An 18,694-nucleotide genomic window follows, 5' to 3' on the forward strand; every position below is an offset into this window, starting at 1 on the left:
TGAGCATGCCAATATGACGACTGAAATGATCGGCCACTCTCCACAAATCACCCACATTCAACGGGTGCTGCCGATGATCGCCTTGAGTGATGCCAGCGTGCTTATTTCTGGCGAAACAGGAACCGGCAAAGAATTGGTTGCCCAACGTTTGCATCAGTTAAGTCGACGCGCTGATAAACCGATGGTGACCATTAATTGTGCAGCTCTACCAGTGCAAGATGCTGAGGTGGATTTATTTGGCCGGGCTAATGCTGATGGAGAGGTGATTGAGCCGGGTCGTTTGCTGGCTGCACAAGGCAGTTCAGTGTTTCTTGATGAAGTGGATGCCTTGCCATTAAGTGTTCAGGCCAAAGTACTGCGATTTCTAGAAGCCGGAGAATGCCAATTAGCAGGCAGTCATAAATTACATGTGATTGATGCCAGAATTCTAGCGGCTACCAGCGTAGATTTGCCTGCTGAAGTCAAAGCTGGACGGTTTCGTGCCGATCTATATTACCGACTGCAAGTCGTGCCGATCGAATTGCCGGTATTACAAAAACGTAGTGAGGATATACCACTGTTGTTAACCTATTTTGCCAAACAATTTGCCGGCAATAATGCACCGCTAAGGTTTGCCAAAGAAGCTATCCAACAACTGCAGCGTTATAACTGGCCCGGCAATGTCCGTGAATTATCCAACTTCTGCCAACGTCTGAGTTTATTGCAACCGGGGATTATGGTGCAGTTAAAGGATTTACCATCAGAAATGCAGCAGAAAACCTCATCCACTTCACAGCAGTTCAATATCCCACCAGAAGGTATTGATCTGGCGCAGCTGGAACTGGATTTGATTGAACAAGCTTTAGAAATGGCCGCTGGTAATCGCTCCAAAGCAGCCAGATTATTAGGTATTACCCGTGATACCTTGTTATATCGCATGCAAAAATATGGTTTGTCTGATGAAGCTAAGTGACACCCCGGCAGTGGCGGCGATAAACCACAAATAGACCCTTAGTCAGTGCGTCAAATGCACTTTTGGTTTACAGTAGCGACACTGCAATAAACGAGTGATCAAGCATGAAACAATATCTCGATTTACTTCGCGATGTGATGGAAAACGGTGTCGACAAAGGCGACCGTACCGGAACCGGCGCACGGTCAGTATTTGGTCGACAAGTACGTTACGATTTAGCCGAAGGCTTCCCGTTATTGACCACCAAAAAGCTGCATATTCGTAGCATTCTTCATGAACTTCTGTGGTTTCTTAGTGGCGAAACCAATATCCGTTACCTTAAAGAAAACGGTGTATCGATTTGGGATGAATGGGCTACTCCAGATGGCGAACTCGGTCCGGTTTATGGCGCGCAATGGCGAAACTGGAAGGGTGCTGACGGCCAAAATTATGATCAAATTATAGCTTTGGTTGAAGGCCTAAAAAACAACCCAGATAGCCGTCGGCATATTATCAACGGCTGGAATGTGGCTTTATTACCCGATGAAAAACAAAAGCCTTGGGAAAATGCCGCTGCTGGCAGAATGGCTTTGCCACCATGTCACGTTCTATATCAGTTCTATGTCGCCAACGGCAAACTCAGCGCCTCGTTGTATATCCGTTCAAATGATCTGTTTCTGGGCAATCCCTACAACACAGCATCGCTGGCTTTTTTGACCCATATGCTGGCGCAGCAGTGTGATCTGGATGTTGGTGAAATCGTGCTTAGCATTGGCGATGCACATATCTACAGCAATCATTTCGAGCAAGTTGAAACCCAATTACAACGTACTCCAGGACCGTTACCAAAACTGAAAATTCATCGCAAACCGCCCTCTATACTGGATTATCGTTTTGATGATTTTGAAATCGTTGATTACGAGGCGCAAGCACACATTAAAGCGCCAATAGCCGTATGATTGAAAAAGCCCAAAAACCGTTATATATCGTCTGGCAGGATAAATTTCTGCAACACGAACCAATCATTGATGAACAACATCGAGGCGCAGTGGCGATCATCAATTCCTTGCATTACTTTATACAGCAGGGGTTTTCACTAAATCAGTTAAAGCCGACAGTGCATATTCTGAAAAACTATCTGAATTTTCATTTCATGACAGAGCAGGGAATTTTAGAAGCTCTGGAATGCCCATTAATGAAGTTATATAAAGCAGATGCGGCAAAAACCTTAAAAGACTTTGATGCCTGCTTTTTACAGGGTATTTCCGAGAACGATCCGACGACATTACTGATTTGTCTGAGAAATTGGTGGCAAAACCATCTAGAACTGCATGAAAAAATCACCCCATATTTGCATGAATGGAAAGGTGATTATTGTCGGGTTACTCAATAATTATTCCGCTGCACTGTTTACTAGGAACCTTAAGCTTTTTTTAAGAATATAGGTTCAAGCTAAACACAACTGATTAAATTTAAGGAAGGTCAAAATGTCACAACAAACCTTAAAAGCTTATCCAGTATGGGATCGAGGAGTTCGCCTATTTCACTGGATAAATGTGTTAGCAATTATAGGATTGTTGGCCCTTGGCTTAGGTTTAATGTTTAGCAAAGAATTCGGGGTGAGCGACGACGGTAAAATTCTTCTGAAAGCCGTGCATATCTGGGTAGGTTATGTGTTTGTAATCAATTTGTTCGTCCGTTTGATCTGGGCTTTTTTTGGCAACCGATTTGCCCGTTGGAAAGCCATGCTACCGTTTGGCAGAGTCTATAAAGTTCAATTTCAAGCGTACTTAGAAGGTCGAAAAATTGGTCGAAATGTGCATTTCCTGGGGCATAATCCTTTAGGTCGCTGGAGTGTGTTACTGATGTTCTTGCTGATGATTGGTCAGGGCGTAACGGGCCTGATATTAGCCAGTACCGACTTGTACATGCCGCCATTCGGATCGCAAATGAAAGCCTGGGTTGCCCAAGACGAAGCCTCAATGGCGTTGATTGAACCGGGCAATCGCGAAAAAGGTATTGATGCCATTGCTTATCAGGAAATGCGTGATTTTCGTAAACCTTACCGCACCCTGCATACCTATTTCTTTTATCTGTTGATGTTGTCAATTGTGATTCATATCACAGCCGTCATCGTCGAAGAAAAACGCAAACTTAACGGCCTGACATCGGCCATGATTACTGGTGAAAAAGTGTTTAACGAAAAACCATTTGATGCCGATTAAATTCTAAAAAGGCTAATGCTGTCGCTCGCTGATTCGTCGGCGAGCTCGGCGCTTTTGTAACCAACGAACCAGTCCGGTCACAAATAATATCAGCGGTAAAAATCCAGAAATAAACACTAAGATCCGACCGGTCATGCCAAACACTTCACCGTTATGCAGTGGATGTAACCAGTGCATTAATACATCACCACCAGTGTCTTGTTTAGTATCACGAAGCCCCAAAATCTCACCACTAATTGGATCAATCCACACCTGAGTTCGAGGAAAACGTCGACTGGGTTCTCCCTCTTGGTACATCGCAATTCGCCAGGCTTTTTGGTTATTTAATCCGGGTGTTTCAACCCAACGTAATTCCGCGTCAGGAAACCGTTTTTTGGCAATCTCAACAGCTTGGTCCGCGGTAATTCGATCAACACTTTCGTCATGATTTAAGGCAATTTTCGGTGCACTGGTTAACGGTGAAAATGGCTTAACCAGGATCGCTGTTTCATCAGGTAAAGCGAGTGCTGCACCGGTCAGACTTAAAATCAGCAAAAACACTAAACCATAACTACCCGACAGCACATGCAGATCGTAATTAAGTCGAGCTTTGCCAGAGCGAAGCTGCGGTTTTAATGCCTGTTTCAAGCCAGCCCAACCAGGCCACCATAGCCAAATCCCCGAAATAAATGAGATTAATGAAATCAGGCCGATAATGCCAATGGCAATTTTGCCGGGTTTGTCCAGCAGCAGACTGTAATGTAAAACATAAATCCAGGTCATTGCATAATCACCCCATAAACGGGAGCTTGTGACTTCCAAGGTCACCGGATCCACCGTTAGCATTAATGGGGCAAAGTCCTTACCAATAGATTCAACAGGCGTGTAATAACGAGCCATAATCGGCCAGTCGCCATGCATCGGCTGTTCAATACGCCATGGATCGGTACGAGTGGGGTGTGCCTGCTGCAGGGCATCTAGAATGTCCTGTTGGGCTGGCATTTCATAGGGAACGCTGGTGGGTTCCATTTGCGGATTGAGGATTTGATCGATGTCCAGATAAAACACCAGAATACTGCCGGTCAGCCCCAGCAATACCAGCAGGGCACCGATACTCAGACCGAGATATAAATGAATGCTCAGCCAGATTCGGCGGGTGTTTTTCATGGTGGGCTTTTATCCGAATGACGTAGCTGATTCGCTGCCAAATATCGACAGCGAATCAACGAAAAAAAATGGGCTAGGGCTTGTTGATCTTTCATCTCCGCCTCTGTTGTGAGCTGAAAAAGCGTCAATCAAGGCACGAGGAGCGCCTTTTATTATTCTAAATAAGTGACGAGTAACGCAGAGTGGCGCTTTTTCAGTCACAACCCGAGGGGCTGGGACTATTTTTGCGGCCGCCTGCGTTGTCAATCACTTATGTATGAAGGCTACACGGCGTGATTTCCGCCTTGTCGGACACAAAAATAGTCGCCAGCAGTGGTGGATATGAAAGATCAACAAGCCCTAGAAGTCTACCTGAACTGAGCCATACACCGCACGTCCATCACCTGGGGAGTGCATGCTTTCGGTATTTAACCAAACATATTCATAATCACCATCAAATACATTTTTCAGTTCCAATCCCAGTTTTACTTTGCTGGTGAGCGCGTAACTGGCTGAAGCATTGACCAACACATACTGACCAAATTTTCGAGTGTCATTGTCCACGGTCAGATAGTACTCATCTTGTGCGCTGACCCAGCTCGACAGTTTCAGTTTTGAGTTGGCCTGATAATCGATACCGGCATCAATTAAATAGTTCGGTACATGATCAATTTCATTGCCTTTAGAACCTGGTTTATCTGAGCCAGCTTTAAGTATTTCCGAATCTTGAAATGCAGCGGCAAACCATAATCCTAATTTTTCGGTGGCTTGTGCATTAAATTGAATATCGATCCCACGCCGTTCGGTCTTACCAATATTCTCACTGTCATTATTGGCATCACCTAACCTTGTTTTGAACTCTCCCGAGGCAACCTGTTCCCAAAGCGCAACACGTCCATTTAGCCAATCGGTTGGCGTTAATTTCAGCCCGATCTCCCAGCCTTCGTTAATAGAGGCATCCAAATCTTCGGAGAAAACATTTTTCTGGTAGCTGGCGGCACCTGAAGCGACTTGAAACGTTTTGCCCCAGTTACCATAAACGGCATAACGGTCGGTCAGCGAATACACTGCACTGAATTTTGGCTGACTGATATTGCCATAATCATTTATCTCGCGATGTACACCGGCATCGTTCAAGCTGCCGCGAACCGTATCCACGCGATAAGCCGGTACCAGTTTTAATTTTTCGGTCGGTTTGTAAATGGCCTGAACAAAGCCGCCGTAGATATCAAAGTCAAAGTTTTGATCCCGTGTCTTAGAAGTCCGATTTCTAAAATCATCCACAATATAACGGCGGCTTTCATTGTCTTGAAACTCGGCGCTTAATCCACCCATCAAGGCGAACTCATGGGCCCAACTCACTTCAGGTCGCCAGGTTAACGTGCTTAAAGCGCCTTTGTGATCTTCCTGGGTGATGCGTTCATTATGATTACCACCGGCGGCAAAGGTCACATAGCGATATTCATCAAGCTGATTCAGATAGGCTTTGGTATTCCAGAATAAGTTATCGCTGAGATCAACATCCAGATGTGCACTGAATTGATTCATCGAGCGATCCCCGCCATCCGGCGCATTGTGGGGACGCGATTGTTCTGGATCATCTCGGGCTTCAAAACGGGTTAAATAACCTGCCTCTTCAGCATCGGCCTGACCATGACGGGCGATAAAACCGATCTGAGCACGGCCACTTTCCGGAGTATAAAACCATTTACCTGAAAACGTGCTTTTTTCGATATCACTATGATCACGATAGCGATTTGAATCTAGATAACTGACGGCATAGTTTTGTGAAAAACCGTTGCTTTCAAGGCCACTGACAAATTGAACATGACGCGTATCAAAGCTGCCGTAGCTGGCACGCGCTTTATTATAATTGCCGCCTTGTTGAGTCAGTATGTCAGCATTGCCAGCAATATTATGTAACCCATAACGCGGGTCATTGGTACCGCGAACCACCTCAATGCTCTCAATCTCAAGTGGTGTCAGTAACTCCAGATAAGGCATGTTTCCTGAATTCTGATTACTCGGAACCCCATCAATCAGCAATTTAACGGCATTAATTTCGCCTTCACCATTAAAGCCGCGAAATGATATTTTGCCGGATTCATTCCCCATCCCATATTGTGTGAGCATCACGCCAGGCATTTGATCAAACAATTGCCAGGTGTAATTCACATTTTGATCTTCAATGCGATCCTGGCTTAATACATCCACCGAAGTAGAGAGATTACGTGAAGTCAGTGGGCCGATATTGTCTGAAGACACCACCATACTTCCCAGACTCAAGCTGGCATCATCCAGCAAGTTGGGCGTTTCGGCATATACGCCATTGGTATAAATGACAGCCAGAGCAATGCTGATCGGTTTAAGTGTTTTGCTTATCGTCATGATGTGGGTCACGTCTTATAAATGGTTAGGTTTTACAATCCCAAAAGCATAACGGTCTGTTTGCCAACAAAAATAGGTGATATGAACTAATAGTGTGGCAAAACCCGTAAAAGGCGCTTAACAATGCCCCAATTCAGCCAATGATGTAGTTTCAGCATCGCCAACAATAATATGATCCAGCACCCTAATATCTACCAGCTCCAAGGCACTGCGTAATCGTTGAGTGATCTGAATATCCGACTGACTCGGCTCAGCCACACCGGAAGGGTGGTTATGAGCAAATATTACTGCTGCAGCATTATGTTTTAACGCCTGCTTAACCACCTCACGTGGATACACACTGGCCCCATCGATCGTGCCACGAAACAACGGTTCAAAACTGATTAACCGATGCCGGGTATCGAGAAACAGACAGGCAAATACTTCATGCGGAAAATGGCGTAACTGACGTTGCAAATAAAGCCGAGTAGTCGCAGCATCAGTAAACGCATTGCCTCGAGTCAAAGTAGACTCCAAATGCCGACGACTCATCTCCAACACAGCTTGCAACTGCACAAACTTTGCCGTGCCCAAACCATGCTGCTGACAAAAGCTCTGATGATCTGCTTCAAATAAAGCTCGTAAACCTCCAAAGTCAGCAAGTAGTTTGCGAGCTAAATCAACAGCCGAAATCCCCGTCACACCGGTTCGAAGAAAGATAGCCAAGAGCTCAGCATCCGATAATGCTGCAGCTCCTGATTGAAGCAGTTTTTCACGCGGACGCTCATCCGCCGGCCAGTCCTTTATTGCCATGATTCGCTCCCTGCGATTTCAGATTTTATTGAAGTTTAAATTTAATGATGGCGAATCATAAATACAAAACTAGTTTGGTGATTCTGTGAACTGGTGCGGTTAGTTTTTTGATTGGAATAAAGCATGTTTTTGCTGCAAATCAACAATCATATTTTTCGGCTATAGTGTGTTAAAAATAAGACATTTGATTTCAATAAGTTAGAAAAGGCAGATGGATTTTGAAAAATAATTATGATCCATTCACGTTAATAATTATTATGAGGTCGTAGACCTCATTAACAGACTGTTATATCACTAGGTAACTTATGAGCATTGAATTAGAAAGTCGATTGGTTTTCGTTGATACATCGGCATATGAAAGTAAAAATTATCAGTTTAGTGAACATGCGTTAGGTAAGCTTTGTGACTTTCTTGAATCTGAAAGGCTTCATCTCTTAATTACTCAAATTACGATCAACGAAATAAAAGCCCACTTATTAGAAAAATCTGAAGAGTCAGCAAGAGCCATACAGAAACTACAAAAAGACGCTATGTTCTTAAGAAATACTCCTGAACTTGCGTGTCATGGTATTTTTGAGAAAGTAAAATCCGAAGATATTTATAAAGTAGCTTTAGAGAAATTTGAGGAGTTTCTTGATAGGAGTTCCGCTGAAATTGTTGATATAAAAGATGTTGATGCCTCAATTGTTTTCGATAAATACTTTAAATCGGAACCTCCATTTGGAGGAGCAAACAAAAAATCTGAGTTCCCTGATGCATTTGTTTTAGAAGCTGTGTCTAAAGTAAGTAAAGATAGAGGCCATACTTTATACGTGATCAGTGATGATGGAGATATGGATAAATATGCCGCTACTTTGGACAACTTGATTCACTTAAAAAGAGTTGATGACTTTTTAGATTTGGTAGTGAGGAAAGAAGAGGAATTAAAAGAACCTGTTAAATTTGCAGATAGCATTTTTGATCAGCTAGAAGCGAATTTAATTGGAGATGCCAAAGAGATAATCAGCGAATCTGAATTTTATTCGGATGCGGCGAATGATTTCGATGATGAAATATACCTAATCGATATTGAGTCTATTTGTATAAATAAGAAAAACATAATTTCGGTATCCAGCGAGCAAGTGGAGTATGAGGTCGATTTTGAAGTCACCTTGAAGGCCCACTATTCTATTGCAGACTACGATCGTTCACCTTGGGATCCAGAAGATAAAGTCTATATGTTTGTACTCTATAGTCACATTGTGAAAAAGCATACAGAAGTGTTTTCTGCCAATGTATGCATTGATTACATGGATGGAATAAGAGCTAATGCTGAAATCACAGAGTTAGACTTTACTGAATCAGCATTTGAATTGAATGAAGATAATAGCGAAATAATTAGCGTGAAAGAGCTAGATTTAAGTGGTGAATGAATATAAGTTTCACTGTACGAAGTCGTGATATAACAAAAGCCTGAAAGGGACTCGCTAGGGTATTTAGGGTAGGGTCAGTATCTGACGGATCCCCACAAAATCAACCCACCTTATTAGCGTGCATTTGAGAGATAACGATATTTAGGGTCAGTGTGAAAACTAGCCGTTCGACTGAATAATATTTATTATTAGTGCATTAACTATCCCACACATCAAGGATGATAAATGGTCAGACTTCCATGGATTAGCTTACCTGATATTTACCAAAACATCATTCAAAGAGGAGTAAGTCGCCAAGCGTGTTTTACTGGTGATGAAGATCTCGCCGCTTATGTTCCTGAGATATTTGGGATCAGATTAAAAACTCATAACCACTTATGAATGGATTAGTGGTTTATTTTTGAATTATCACTCTGACATCAATTTTTCAGGAGAATCTATGAGAATTATGATTAATAAAGTCTGCCTGTTGGTGTTTATCGCCTTCTTTTTAACCTCATGCGCATCATATTTTGAAGATGGCCGTAGAGGCGTTTCCAGCAGCCTTGTGGATTACCTGTATCCAGATGGTCAGGTTCCTCCACAACATGAGGAAACCATACCGCATCTCCGTCTTCCGCTTACAGTGGGATTGGCGTTTGTGCCGGCGCAGCAAGGTACATCTTTCGCACTGCCTGAAGCCAAAAAAACGCGACTACTTGAGGAGGCGAAACAGAAATTTGTTGGGCTGGATTATGTAAAAGAAATAATCATTGTTCCCGAGACATACATGCGGTCATCTAAAGGATTTGAGGGCGTGGGGCAGATAGCTCGGTTATACGGTCTAGACATTGTCGCGCTCGTATCTTATGACCAGGTCGCCGTTACCTCGGAAACGAAAAGCTCCGTATTGTATTGGACCATTGTGGGTGCTTATTTCATAAAGGGAAACCAGAATCAAGCGACTACTTTTGTCGATACCGCTGTATTTGATGTTAATTCAAGAAAAATGCTTTTCCGTGCGCCAGGCGTGAGTGATGTACAGCAATCATCTACATTGGTAGAGGTGAATCAGGTCAATAGAGAGGCGAGAGAAAAGGGGTTCGAATTAGCTATGGCAGATATGTCACAAAATCTGGCCGTCGAACTTGACCGGTTCAAGGAAAAGATAAAAGAAGATAAGAGTGTGCAAATTACGCACAGACAAGGATATGGCGGTGGTGGCGGAATTCAATGGCCATTTCTGTTGATGCTGGCTGGCTTGGCGATTGTAAGGATTGCTAAAGGGTAGCGTTATTATGGGCTCCGCAATGAACAAAGTTCTGGGTGCTGCCGTTTTTGTTTATTGTCTCTGGGTTCTTCAGAGTTATTTGGGTGTACTAGAATTTGATCGTCAACAGGTATTGAATGGTCAGATTTGGCGAATCTGGACCGGCCATTTGGTGCACACGAATATCACTCATTTTGTGCTAAATATTATGGCGGCAATGGTTCTCTACTTTGCGTTTTTTAAGACGATAAATTTAGGTGAACTGCTGTTGTATGGTTTTATTTTTGCCGCTCTAATCAGTGTTACGTTATTGTGTATTTATCCAAGTCTTAGCTGGTATAACGGCCTATCAGGTTTACTGCACGCATTAGTCGTCTATTTCTCCGTGTGCCTTGCCAGAGATGAAAACAAGATATTTTGGGCGGGTTTGATCGTTGTATGGGTGAAAGTATTCGTTGAGACGATAAGGGCGTACTCAGGTTTTGAAAGCTTGGTCGGCGATATGATAGTTATAACCGAAGCTCATCTCATTGGGGCATTCTTCGGTACTTTAATAGCCTTTATTCGTATAGCGTATTGGCGAGCAAGAAGAAAACCTGAACGCAGAAAAATAGAGTCACAATAAATATATTAAAGAGCGCAATAATCCGACGGTTTTTCATTTCGTCATAACTCAAAAAATTAGTATTTTATTTTTGAATTATTAATCCGCTCCTCTAATTTAGAGAAAACAAATAACGCATATCAGGTTTTTATTCCTGGTCTCAGGCTTTGTGCTAATTTACGAGATATCTCCCACAGAATAAGAATCTCATCATGATATTCAAGAATGCGTTATCACTTTGCTTATTTGCAGTGCTGGCATTATCCAATATTTCCTATGCCGCTGATGACTTGTCCGGCACCTATCAATTAAAAAACCAATTTCGTGGTAACGGTGAGTGTCTCGAAGGAAATCCATCCACCTCCTCAGTTGGTGGGGCTGTTTTTATGAATACTTGTCAGTCTGTATCGAGCCAACTTTGGACAGTAGAAAATATTGGTTCCGGCTGGTATCGCCTAAAGACGGGTCAAGAATGTCTCGAGAGTAATTGGGCCGACTCGCCGGTATATCGTGGCGCTGCGCATACGGATAGTTGCCAGAATGTCACCGGTCAAATGTGGAAATTTGTACCTGAAGGTAATGCTTACCGCTTAAAGTCACAATTTCGTGAGAACGGTGAATGCCTTGAAGGTAATCAGGCCACCTCTACGGTTCACGAAGGTAAAGCGTTTATGGATAGCTGCCAAAACGTATCGGGTCAATTTTGGGTACTTGAAAAGATGGGTGGAACCCCACCCCCTAAAAAGGAAGTTCCTAAACAGATCGAAATCCAGAATGATGATGATTTCGACAACGAATTAGAGTTGGATTAATAAGTCTTCTAGGACTTAAGGTGTCTGCAAACTTGATTTAAAGAGACAGAGAAAAAGGCCATCACCAACCTAATCAGACGCCAGCAAACTGAGGGGCTCTATGCCAAAAGATGACATCTCGCAGGATTCAGTAGAACCATCGTCCGACAATAAGCGTGGGCATCAAGCTAGCTCGCCGCCTGATATCTCTTGGCGAGGGTGGTGGGATATCACTCGGCGAGTCATTAACAATGTGAATCGACACGATATTTCGCTACTTGCCGCTGGCGTAGCATTATTTATGATGTTGTCCATCTTCCCTGCATTGAATGTAGGGGTTTCGCTTTTTGGGCTTTTTTCATCCCCTGACATCATTATTTCCCAAGTAGAGCCGCTTCGACAACTGTTGCCCGAACAGGCTTTCACTATCTTTACTGATCAGCTTACTGAGCTTACAAGTACTGGAGAAGCGACCTTTAATCTCACATTAGTCGTATCGCTGGTGTTGTGGCTTTGGGTAGCACGCAAGGGCGCTATGGCGGTGATTAAGGCGTGTAATATTATTTACAGAGAACAAGAAAAGCGTCCGTTTTGGAATCTGCTGTTGATGTCGCTTTTATTTACAGTGGTAGGGATTTTCAGTTTTGTAGTTTTAGCGTTGCTCGCCATTCTGGTACCTATCATTCTCAGCATGATCCCCTTGGGGAAAACGTTAGAAACTTTATTGATAACATTGCGTTGGCCTATTCTGGCGGTGATATTCATTCTGATACTTGAGTGCGTTTACCGATTTGCCCCCAATAGAAAAAATGCCAAATGGCGCTGGGTCAGTGTAGGCGCGATCATTGCGACTTTGCTATGGCTTTTGGCTTCTTTCGGTTTCACTGTCTATGTGCAAAATTTTTCTAATTACAATGAAACCTACGGGGCTATCGGTAGTGTGATCATTCTCATCTTGTGGTTTTATCTCAGTGCCTTTGTTGTGCTATTGGGGGCCGAAATAAACGCCGAGATAGAACTTCAAACCAAAGTCGACTCCACCGTAGGGGAAGACAAGCCAATGGGACAAAGAGGCGCATACGTAGCTGACACTCCCGTCACGCACTCGTCAGAAGTAAAGCAGCGTTAAAATAATTAGTGGGAGAGGCTGATGATGAATCGTTTCAATTGGCACGGCGATATAATTACCGCAGAAACTCCAGTAACAAGTACCTATCGAAATACGCAGAATGTTCGCCGATTTTTAGAAGAAAGCTGTGGGCCTGACTTTAAATTTAATCGGGAATTTATGGCTTGGATAAAAGATGCTAAGCCTAAAACCATGGGCGATGTGGCATCAGAATGGTTACGTCGAGAGCACAAAAGGCCAATATAGCGAGTTGAGTCAATAATGGATAAAAATTAAACAAGCGATTAAAAGGAGCAGAGCAAATTGAAATTTAATTTTGATAGGTCGATCAGGTGCCAGGCGGCTTAATCTTTAAGCCTTACCTTAACTTGATAATTTCAATAAGATATTTGAAGTAAAGCCGAAACTAACCAGAAAGAAAGGAAGCCACGTGCAAAATAAAGTTGCTCTCTACGGTGCTGGCAATGTCGGTGCTACAACGGCCCATTGGTTAGCTCAAAAAGAATTAGGAGATATCGCCTTATTTGATATTCATGAGCAGATGGCTGAAGGCAAGGCGCTGGATTTAATGCAGTCGGGACCTGCTGCGGGTTTTGATGCAAAGATAACGGGGAGTAACGATCCTGAGATAATCGCTGATGCCAATATTGTCGTGGTATCTGCTGGAGTGCCTCGTCGTAAAGATCCCGAGACCGGAAAGTATCCAAGTCGTGATGAGTTGATCAAAATCAACCAAAGCGTGATCGAACAAGCGGCAGAGAACATAAAACGCTATGCGCCCAACAGCATAGTCATTGTCGTGACCAACCCGATCGAAGCGATGTGTCATGTGGTAAAAGAAATTACCGGGTTTTCCAATGAACGCATTATCGGTCAGGCGGGGGCGCTGGATACAACCCGTTATAAAGCCTTTATTGCGATGGAGCTGGGCGTCAGTGTTAAAGATGTCAACGGTCTGGTGATTGGTGGTCATGGCGATGCGATGGTACCGCTACCCACGCATACCACCATTTCTGGAATTCCTATTCTTGATTTGATCAGTGAAAAACGTCTGGAAGAAATCATTCATCGCACGGCACATGGTGGTGGAGAAATTGTTAATTTGCTTGGCTATAGCAGTTATTACGCAGCCGCAGCCGCCACTGCTCAAACCATTGAATCGATATTGAAAGATCAAAAACGGCTTATTCCCAGTGTTGTTTATACCCAAGGTGAATACGGCTATACCGATTTATTTATTGGCTTGCCCGCTATTTTGGGCTGTAAGGGCGCTGAAAAAATCATTGAACTGAATTTAGATTTTGATGAAAAAGCCAAACTCGAACATTCAATGAATGCTGTGAAAGAAGTGGTGGGGTTGTTGGGTTATCGCTAGAAAATATGTTGATTAGATTTTACCTTTAACACAGTTTGTTCACACATCACATCTCCCCCAATAACGCCATATTGGGGGAGAATGCATGCATGAATACACTAAAAGCCCGTTCTGAGATTAAGTGAGACAGTACGAGGCTCTCCGTAGATATTGTAGCTATTGAGTCCTCCAATCCTTTCGTAATACTTCCGATCGGTCAGGTTATCCAGAGCAAGCGTAAGGCTGGTATTTTGCGAGATGTTGTAACCCAGCTGAGCATTAAACACCGCATAACCGCTACCTTCTCTTACCCCCTTTTCACCCGTGCCGTTGATCGCCGAGTTGGCTATCATGCCTGCACTTGCCCGCCAGGGAGTACCCGCAAATCGGTATGTACCATAGAATTTGAGTGAGTGTTTTGGTTCGAACAACGAGAATTTCGATCCCTCATTAAGTCGATCGACCTCATAGCTGCTTGTCAGATAGGCATAACCAGCCATCAGATCAAGATTATCTGTTGGACTACCGCTTATCTCCAGTTCGGCTCCTTTTACTTCGACTTCTCCAGCAGAAATGGAAAAGCCTGGATTGGCAAGGTCGTTAAATGCCCTGTTGACATCACGGGTACGAAACACTGAAGCACCGAGTTGTAGCTTGCCATCATAGGCGTCAGCTTTGATGCCAAATTCAATTTGTTTGCCCTCGCGTGGTTCCAGTGTATTACCGCTAACATCCATCTGTGACTGAGGCATAAAGATATCTGAGTAACTGGTATAGAGCGCGAGTTGTTGGTTAATACGATAGACCACACCAGCATAAGGCGTGAAAGTATCACGTTCACGAGTTCTGACATCCCAAGGTGTCGCGATTGAGGGCGAAACTCTGCGGCTACGCGTGGTGAAATTACTGAGTCGACCGCCTAAAACAAGTGTTAGCGGCTCTGTAACGGACAATCTGAGTTGGCTATATATGCCATTTTGCCTTGTTTCATACCCCGAGCCACTTACATAAGGCTTGACGTTGTTTTCAGGGACCAGTTCTGCACTACCCAATGGAATATTGGAAAGGTTCGTATTGGCGCCGTAAAGTGTTTCACCGCTATAACGTTCGTAGTTGGAACCTATTGTTGCCTCATGCTGGCGGCCAAATAGTGAGAATGGTCCCGTGGCGTAAAGATCAACTGCATCACGTGAGGACTCGTCATCCCAGCCTCGACTTCTGTAATTCGCTATAAGATTATTGTCTGGATCTACACCGGTCGTCGGAAAAGCATCGTTGAGATACCAGTCGCTAGTGGAATGACTTGCAACGGCTTTTATCAACCATCCATTATTTAGGGAGTGTGCTGCCTCAACTCCAATAGTCTGGTTGCGAGTGTCGGATTGGGCCCATGAAGGCATAAGATTGGTTGATCGAGATGTGTCGATAAGCCGTCCATCTGTATAGGTAGGTAACCCAGAAAATGGTGTGGTTTTGTCATCTTGGGATGCAAAATGTAGTGAAAACGTTGTGGATGAGGTCAGATCATAGTCGAGCGTACCATATAAGAATTTTTTGCGACTATTGGCATCATCATAATAAAACTCGCGATCTTGAATCGTGGCAACGAATCTTCCTCTCAGACTGCCATCTTTATTCAATGGTGCACCAGCATCAAATTCAGCCCGGTTATTTGACCAGGAACCATGCGTAAGAGACATCGAGCCTTGAGCTTCACTGGGAGCACGCTTACGAACAAAATTGACCGTGCCGCCTGGTTGCCCAGATCCCTGGAACAAACCTGCCGGACCGCGTAACACTTCGACCCGATCAAACATGGCGATATCAAATTGCTGTGTGGCATTCAAACCACCAAAAGCAGGTAAACCATCATAGCTCGGTTCAAGAAAATAGCCCCGAGAACGAATCTGGAATGTCGCGCCATCCCATGGAGTGACAGTAACGCCCGTGACTTGAGCCAGTGCTTCCTCTACACGGACAAGATTTTGATCTTCTATACGTTGACGGGTAATCACACTCACAGAGTTGGGGATCTCCATCACCGGTACGGCAGCTTTACTACCTATAGTTAACACTGGGGAGGTATAACTTCCACTTCCTTCGGTTGTCGCATCGGCCAAGCCCCTAACGGTGACAGTGGGCAAGCTCTCTTCCTTGGCAGAGTCGTTCTTAGCTACATTTTCAGCAACTGCCGAACAGGCCCAACTTAAGGTTATACCCGCTAAGATAAAACGAATACTGGTTGAATTAGACGATAACGAAAGTGGCAAATTAGCCAGAGAATTTAAGTAAATTAGATTTTTATGCTTCATTTTAAGTTCTTAATAAACAAGAGGAAATTGGCGATAACGAATCTTTCCATCATGGAAAGATATTTAATGTGATGCAATTAGTGATTTGATACATCATATCATTAATGTGCCGAATTAAAAGATAACTGCCGCCACGTTTATAGCTAAGTGATGTAAATATGATTAAAAAGCAGACTTATTCGAGAGCAGGTTTTATGATTTATCAACAAAAGTATAGGAAATGTGAATGATCACCTGTTATCTGAATTACATCATCGACCCATATAAGCTGGTTGAGTTTGAACGCTATGCAAAGATGTGGATTCCGCTAGTGAACAAGTTCGGTGGTACACACAACGGTTATTTTCTTCCATCAGAAGGCGCAAATAATATTGCATTGGCACTGTTCATTTTTCCGAGTTTGGCTAGCTATGAGGCTTATCGGGCCAAGTCTCTAGAAGATGCAGAATGCCTAGCAGCATTTAAATATGCTGAAGAAACTAGATGCATCGTGAGCTATGAACGTAGTTTTTTTCGACCCATTTTTGAGTAAATCCTCAATCCCTAATCAGGTCATCGAAGTCGCTACATCATTAGCGAGGTTCCGCCTTAAGCTACATAGTTAGAATATTGAAACGTGATTATTGATCAAATGCTTCCGACACCCGACATGAGCAAGTATCATCTTTCGATTTTCAATGATAATTGGCGGTGTATTCAAATGGATTTGAAACAGCTTAAAAAATCCAGATGCAAAAGGAGCACAACCTAATGGCAGAGTTAAAACGTGGTTTGCGAATGCTACGTAAACGTTGGTTGGGGCTGCTGATTAGCATAATGGTTTGTGTCGCGGTTTATCAGGTCTATAAACCGCTGCCAAATGGAGTGGATTTTTCAGCACCCGTCCGCTCAGCCACAAATATCCAATTTCTGGCTGACAGAACCTATACCGTGAATGGTGAGCGGCGTTCTGAGCAGCAAATATTCGATGCGGTTTTTGACATGATTGCGGGTGCTCGTCAGATAGTGCTGGTGGATATGTTTCTGTTTAACGATTATCAAGGACAGGGAGCGGAGCAGCATCGTGCACTTTCTGCCGAGCTGACCGCCGCACTGATTGCTCAAAAACAACGTTATCCTGAGCTAGAGGTGCACGTCATCTCGGATCCGATAAATAGCCTTTATGGTGGAAGACCCTCACTGCATTTTGCCCAGCTGGAAGCGGCTGGTATTCCCGTCACATTAACTGACTTAACCCGTTTGCGGGATAGTAATCCTGTGTATTCAACTTTCTGGCGTCTGTTTGTTCAGCCATTTGGTAATAGTCCTGGCGAGCTGCTTCCCAACCCATTCGGGGAAGGCCGTGTTTCATTGCGTACATATTTCGCTATGCTGAATTTCAAAGCCAATCACCGCAAGTTGATCATTGCTGATAATGGACATGAACTGACAGCATTGGTGACGTCTGCCAACCCTCACGATGGCAGTAGTGCTCATGGCAATGTGGCATTACGGTTTAATGGTGACGCTGCATGGGATCTCTTTAAAAGTGAAGTTGGGGTATTAGCATTTTCTGGAGAAGCCAATCCCATATTTGAGCTGCAGCAATTATCCGAAACTGCGAATAATGGGCTTACCGTTCAGGTAGTGACAGAGCGTGCAGTTGAACGTGCGACGTTGGAGTTGATTGATGGCGCGAAACCGGGAGAAACACTGGATTTAGCCATGTTTTATCTGTCTGATCGGCATATTGTGAATGTTTTGAAAGCTGCGGTGGCGCGGGGTGTGATTTTACGGGTATTGCTGGATCCGAATAAGGATGCTTTTGGTAGGGAGAAAAACGGTGTTCCTAACCGTCCGGTGGCGCATGAATTAATGCAAGCGGGTGTCACCGTTCGCTGGTGCGATACGCGTGGCGAACAATGTCATGCTAAATGGCTGATGCATCGTGGTGTTGAGGGCAACACGACGATGGTGCTCGGCTCTACAAATTTAACTCGGCGTAATTTGCACAATCTTAATCTGGAAACCAACGTTATCGTTAGAGGCTCCGCCGAGGCTATCCCTTTGCAACGTGGACAGACCTGGTTTGAAGAGCGTTGGAATAACCTCAATGACCGGCATTACAGTGTTGACTACACCACCTACGCTGATGAGAGACTTTGGCCCCGCCTGCTGTATCGCATAATGGAAGCTACTGGCATTAGTACTTTTTAGTTCTTTTTTGAGTAAAGAGTCCTGAGGAAAATGCTTTAGATATTTGTGATATCCGACAAATAAACGAACTAAATCAAATGAACTTACACATTTAGTCATTGCAGAACCTGAGTTTATAAAAGTATATTCTCCATAGAATTGGCAAGGATGCACTGACACTCTGTCGATTGAAAATCGTTAAACCAA

General features: G+C 43.8%; 17 protein-coding genes. 13 read left to right on the top strand and 4 right to left on the bottom strand.

Annotation, left to right across the window (positions count from 1 at the left end):
- The first annotated feature begins 13 nt into the window (after positions 1-13).
- From ACN0V2_RS07650 to ACN0V2_RS07665, 4 genes are all read left to right on the top strand, one after another.
- Positions 14-952: a sigma 54-interacting transcriptional regulator gene (locus tag ACN0V2_RS07650; protein WP_417550215.1), complete on the top strand. Its 939-nt coding sequence runs from the start codon at positions 14-16 to the stop codon at positions 950-952.
- 104 nt (positions 953-1,056) lie between these two features.
- A complete protein-coding gene (locus tag ACN0V2_RS07655) occupies positions 1,057-1,890 on the top strand; it encodes a thymidylate synthase (protein ID WP_417550216.1) in 834 nt (277 codons plus the stop codon).
- Positions 1,887-2,324, top strand: coding sequence for a bacteriohemerythrin (locus ACN0V2_RS07660; RefSeq protein ID WP_417550217.1), 438 nt, complete (start codon positions 1,887-1,889; stop codon positions 2,322-2,324). The genes ACN0V2_RS07655 and ACN0V2_RS07660 overlap by 4 nt, the downstream gene beginning before the upstream one ends.
- 94 nt (positions 2,325-2,418) lie before the next feature.
- Complete coding sequence (locus tag ACN0V2_RS07665; protein WP_417550218.1) at positions 2,419-3,156, top strand: cytochrome b/b6 domain-containing protein; 738 nt, start codon at positions 2,419-2,421, stop codon at positions 3,154-3,156.
- A gap of 12 nt (positions 3,157-3,168) precedes the next feature.
- Here the strand turns inward: ACN0V2_RS07665 and ACN0V2_RS07670 are convergent, their stop codons facing one another.
- From ACN0V2_RS07670 to radC, 3 genes are all read right to left on the bottom strand, one after another.
- Complete coding sequence (locus tag ACN0V2_RS07670) at positions 3,169-4,302, bottom strand: PepSY-associated TM helix domain-containing protein (protein ID WP_417550219.1); 1,134 nt, start codon at positions 4,300-4,302, stop codon at positions 3,169-3,171.
- A gap of 339 nt (positions 4,303-4,641) precedes the next feature.
- Entirely contained in the window at positions 4,642-6,669 is a 2,028-nt protein-coding gene (locus tag ACN0V2_RS07675; protein ID WP_417550220.1) for a TonB-dependent receptor, read from the bottom strand.
- Positions 6,670-6,786: 117 nt separating this feature from the next.
- Positions 6,787-7,461: a RadC family protein gene (radC, locus tag ACN0V2_RS07680; protein ID WP_417550221.1), complete on the bottom strand. Its 675-nt coding sequence runs from the start codon at positions 7,459-7,461 to the stop codon at positions 6,787-6,789.
- A gap of 305 nt (positions 7,462-7,766) precedes the next feature.
- Here radC and ACN0V2_RS07685 point away from each other — a divergent pair, with 305 nt between their 5' ends.
- The 7 genes from ACN0V2_RS07685 (at position 7,767) to mdh (ending at position 14,021) form a co-directional block, all read left to right on the top strand.
- Positions 7,767-8,873: a PIN domain-containing protein gene (locus tag ACN0V2_RS07685; protein ID WP_417550222.1), complete on the top strand. Its 1,107-nt coding sequence runs from the start codon at positions 7,767-7,769 to the stop codon at positions 8,871-8,873.
- A gap of 439 nt (positions 8,874-9,312) precedes the next feature.
- Positions 9,313-10,143, top strand: coding sequence for a rhombotarget lipoprotein (rhlP, locus tag ACN0V2_RS07690; protein ID WP_417550223.1), 831 nt, complete (start codon positions 9,313-9,315; stop codon positions 10,141-10,143).
- A gap of 19 nt (positions 10,144-10,162) precedes the next feature.
- The gene (gene rrtA, locus ACN0V2_RS07695; RefSeq protein WP_417550224.1) at positions 10,163-10,747 is read left to right on the top strand and encodes a rhombosortase; all 585 of its coding nucleotides are present in this window, start codon (positions 10,163-10,165) and stop codon (positions 10,745-10,747) included.
- Positions 10,748-10,938: 191 nt separating this feature from the next.
- The gene (locus ACN0V2_RS07700; protein WP_417550225.1) at positions 10,939-11,538 is read left to right on the top strand and encodes an RICIN domain-containing protein; all 600 of its coding nucleotides are present in this window, start codon (positions 10,939-10,941) and stop codon (positions 11,536-11,538) included.
- A 100-nt stretch (positions 11,539-11,638) separates the two neighbouring features.
- Positions 11,639-12,646, top strand: a complete 1,008-nt coding sequence (locus tag ACN0V2_RS07705; RefSeq protein ID WP_417550226.1) for a YihY/virulence factor BrkB family protein — start codon at positions 11,639-11,641, stop codon at positions 12,644-12,646.
- 21 nt (positions 12,647-12,667) lie between these two features.
- A complete protein-coding gene (locus tag ACN0V2_RS07710; protein WP_417550227.1) occupies positions 12,668-12,892 on the top strand; it encodes a DUF6434 domain-containing protein in 225 nt (74 codons plus the stop codon).
- A 184-nt stretch (positions 12,893-13,076) separates the two neighbouring features.
- Entirely contained in the window at positions 13,077-14,021 is a 945-nt protein-coding gene (gene mdh, locus ACN0V2_RS07715; protein WP_417550228.1) for a malate dehydrogenase, read from the top strand.
- 98 nt (positions 14,022-14,119) lie between these two features.
- Here mdh and ACN0V2_RS07720 read toward each other — a convergent pair whose 3' ends face one another.
- Entirely contained in the window at positions 14,120-16,312 is a 2,193-nt protein-coding gene (locus ACN0V2_RS07720; RefSeq protein WP_417550229.1) for a TonB-dependent siderophore receptor, read from the bottom strand.
- Positions 16,313-16,538: 226 nt separating this feature from the next.
- Here ACN0V2_RS07720 and ACN0V2_RS07725 point away from each other — a divergent pair, with 226 nt between their 5' ends.
- Both ACN0V2_RS07725 and ACN0V2_RS07730 read left to right on the top strand, forming a co-directional pair.
- Complete coding sequence (locus ACN0V2_RS07725; RefSeq protein WP_417550230.1) at positions 16,539-16,844, top strand: NIPSNAP family protein; 306 nt, start codon at positions 16,539-16,541, stop codon at positions 16,842-16,844.
- Between the two features lie 218 nt (positions 16,845-17,062).
- Positions 17,063-18,508, top strand: coding sequence for a phospholipase D-like domain-containing protein (locus ACN0V2_RS07730; protein WP_417550231.1), 1,446 nt, complete (start codon positions 17,063-17,065; stop codon positions 18,506-18,508).
- Positions 18,509-18,694: the final 186 nt, after the last annotated feature.

The sequence above is a fragment of the Methylophaga sp. genome, from assembly GCF_048266885.1.
Classification (GTDB): Bacteria; Pseudomonadota; Gammaproteobacteria; order Nitrosococcales; family Methylophagaceae; genus Methylophaga.

Coding starts and splice junctions, on each gene's coding strand:
- ACN0V2_RS07660 (WP_417550217.1), top strand. CDS start 1,887: ATGATTGAAAAAGCCCAAAAACCGTTATATATCGTCTGGCAGGATAAA.
- rhlP (WP_417550223.1), top strand. CDS start 9,313: ATGAGAATTATGATTAATAAAGTCTGCCTGTTGGTGTTTATCGCCTTC.
- ACN0V2_RS07670 (WP_417550219.1), bottom strand. CDS start 4,302: ATGAAAAACACCCGCCGAATCTGGCTGAGCATTCATTTATATCTCGGT.
- ACN0V2_RS07665 (WP_417550218.1), top strand. CDS start 2,419: ATGTCACAACAAACCTTAAAAGCTTATCCAGTATGGGATCGAGGAGTT.
- ACN0V2_RS07655 (WP_417550216.1), top strand. CDS start 1,057: ATGAAACAATATCTCGATTTACTTCGCGATGTGATGGAAAACGGTGTC.
- ACN0V2_RS07685 (WP_417550222.1), top strand. CDS start 7,767: ATGAGCATTGAATTAGAAAGTCGATTGGTTTTCGTTGATACATCGGCA.
- ACN0V2_RS07720 (WP_417550229.1), bottom strand. CDS start 16,312: ATGAAGCATAAAAATCTAATTTACTTAAATTCTCTGGCTAATTTGCCA.
- ACN0V2_RS07675 (WP_417550220.1), bottom strand. CDS start 6,669: ATGACGATAAGCAAAACACTTAAACCGATCAGCATTGCTCTGGCTGTC.
- radC (WP_417550221.1), bottom strand. CDS start 7,461: ATGGCAATAAAGGACTGGCCGGCGGATGAGCGTCCGCGTGAAAAACTG.
- rrtA (WP_417550224.1), top strand. CDS start 10,163: ATGAACAAAGTTCTGGGTGCTGCCGTTTTTGTTTATTGTCTCTGGGTT.
- ACN0V2_RS07710 (WP_417550227.1), top strand. CDS start 12,668: ATGATGAATCGTTTCAATTGGCACGGCGATATAATTACCGCAGAAACT.
- ACN0V2_RS07700 (WP_417550225.1), top strand. CDS start 10,939: ATGATATTCAAGAATGCGTTATCACTTTGCTTATTTGCAGTGCTGGCA.
- ACN0V2_RS07650 (WP_417550215.1), top strand. CDS start 14: ATGACGACTGAAATGATCGGCCACTCTCCACAAATCACCCACATTCAA.
- ACN0V2_RS07730 (WP_417550231.1), top strand. CDS start 17,063: ATGGCAGAGTTAAAACGTGGTTTGCGAATGCTACGTAAACGTTGGTTG.
- ACN0V2_RS07705 (WP_417550226.1), top strand. CDS start 11,639: ATGCCAAAAGATGACATCTCGCAGGATTCAGTAGAACCATCGTCCGAC.
- ACN0V2_RS07725 (WP_417550230.1), top strand. CDS start 16,539: ATGATCACCTGTTATCTGAATTACATCATCGACCCATATAAGCTGGTT.